This window comes from Brevibacterium luteolum, from assembly GCF_013004595.1.
In the GTDB taxonomy this organism is placed as follows: Bacteria; Actinomycetota; Actinomycetes; order Actinomycetales; family Brevibacteriaceae; genus Brevibacterium; species Brevibacterium luteolum.
In genome coordinates, this window is sequence record NZ_JABEMC010000019.1 from 1 (window position 1) to 1,631 (window position 1,631).

Here is a 1,631-nt window from a genome sequence, read left to right on the forward strand (position 1 = left end):
CGGCCAGCACGCTCAGCACTATCCGGGTCTTCTTCTCCGCCGGAATCGAGGGTGGTCTACCCATGTCTGACTCTCCTTCAGGACCTACATAACGGCCCTGCCACTAAGTCTGACGCGCGACACGACGAGCCCATAATGCCGTAAGGTCTGCTGGAACTTCCGGGAACGAAATTGCGACCCGCGGTCCGAGTGGACCACGCAACCGGCCACGACGCCGGCCCCGCCACGGCGGGCTACAGCATCGTCAATCGCTTCCACAGCCAGCCGTGATTTCATTCTCGCATCGATGGCATAGCCAACGATCCTATTGCTGAACACATCCTTGACCGCGCACATGTATAGCTTGCCCTCATTGGTGTGGTGCTCGGTGTAGGGTCGGCCAGCAGCGCCCTGCCAGTCTTTGAACTGGTGGGTTTCTGCTGGCCGCCCTCCGAACCGGACGTGCCCATTCCTGAGCATCCGGCTCTCCATGTGATCATGCCAAGGCGTTCGTCCATGGTGTGGGAATGCGGGTGCCTCGATACCGGTAGCGGGCCACGGTGACCTGCTGGCATCGGAAGAACTCGATTCCTTGGTCGCGGATCTGCCAGCCGGGCAGATGCCGACGTACCAGGGTGCGCATGTTCAGTTTCGGGTGTCGTTTCTTCAACCAGCCGACGATCCGCCAGAAGGCGAAGTGGTCGATGTAGCTGAAGAGGTGTTTCACGACGCCGTGTTGAAAGTATGTGCACCAACCCCGCAATGCCGGGTTTAACCGGCGTAGCAGGTCGGCGAGTGTTCGATGAGATGCCCGGCGGGTCAGCGTCCGCACCTTGTCCTTGATGGAAGCCAGGGACTTCCGTGACGGGTAGGTGTAGATCGCGGTTTTCCCGCCATGACCTCTGATTCGGCGGCGCTGGATGTGCCACCCGAGGAAGTCGAACCCGGTGTCTATGTGCGTGACCATCGTCTTCTCGACCGACAGGCGTAAACCCATCGGCGCGAGCACTGCAGCGACTTCGTCCCAGAGCGCTTCGGCATCAGCGTGGGTGCCACGGACGAGGACCACGAAGTCGTCCGCGTAGCGGACCATCTTCATCGTCGCGCCCCCAGCGCGTTGATACTTCGTGCGCGACCATTGCGGTCCGAGCGCATCCCACTTGCGTTGGAAATGCTCGTCCACCACGGACAGGGCGATATTTGCCAGCAACGGCGACAGAATCCCGCCTTGCGGGGTACCGGTGAACGTGTTCCTGTTCACACCGTCCTCACTGAGGACTCCCGCTTTCAGGAAACCGCGGGTCAGACGCAATACGCGTTTGTCGGTGATGCGACCGTGGACACGCTGCATGAGCGCGTCGTGGTCGATCTCGTCGAAACACGCGGTGATGTCCGCTTCAAATACCTCCACGTAGCCACGTGAGGCGTAGTAGTGGATCTCCGCGATCGCGTCCTGCGCCCGACGGTGCGGCCGAAACCCATACGAGGACGGCACAAAGTCCGCCTCGAAAATCGGTTCCAGCACCAGGGACTGCTGAAGGTTTGGTTGACTTCACGACTGGACAGATTCCAGGAAGGATAGAAGTCATGCCCAAGATCTACACAGATGAGTTCAAGCAATCAGCGCTCGATCTCGTCAATGACGGAATGAC

General features: G+C 60.1%; 1 protein-coding gene and 1 pseudogene. Both read right to left on the minus strand.

Features of this window, described 5'->3' with window-relative positions; all coding sequences use genetic code 11:
- Positions 1 to 105 precede the first annotated feature (105 nt).
- Positions 106 to 369 (minus strand): annotated as a pseudogene (locus tag HLA91_RS13620) (DDE-type integrase/transposase/recombinase); the annotation flags it as partial.
- A 106-nt stretch (positions 370 to 475) separates the two neighbouring features.
- Positions 476 to 1,504 carry a reverse transcriptase domain-containing protein gene (locus tag HLA91_RS13625; protein ID WP_338076786.1) on the minus strand — a complete coding sequence of 343 codons (1,029 nt, stop codon included), beginning with the start codon at positions 1,502 to 1,504 and terminating at the stop codon, positions 476 to 478.
- Positions 1,505 to 1,631 lie beyond the last annotated feature (127 nt).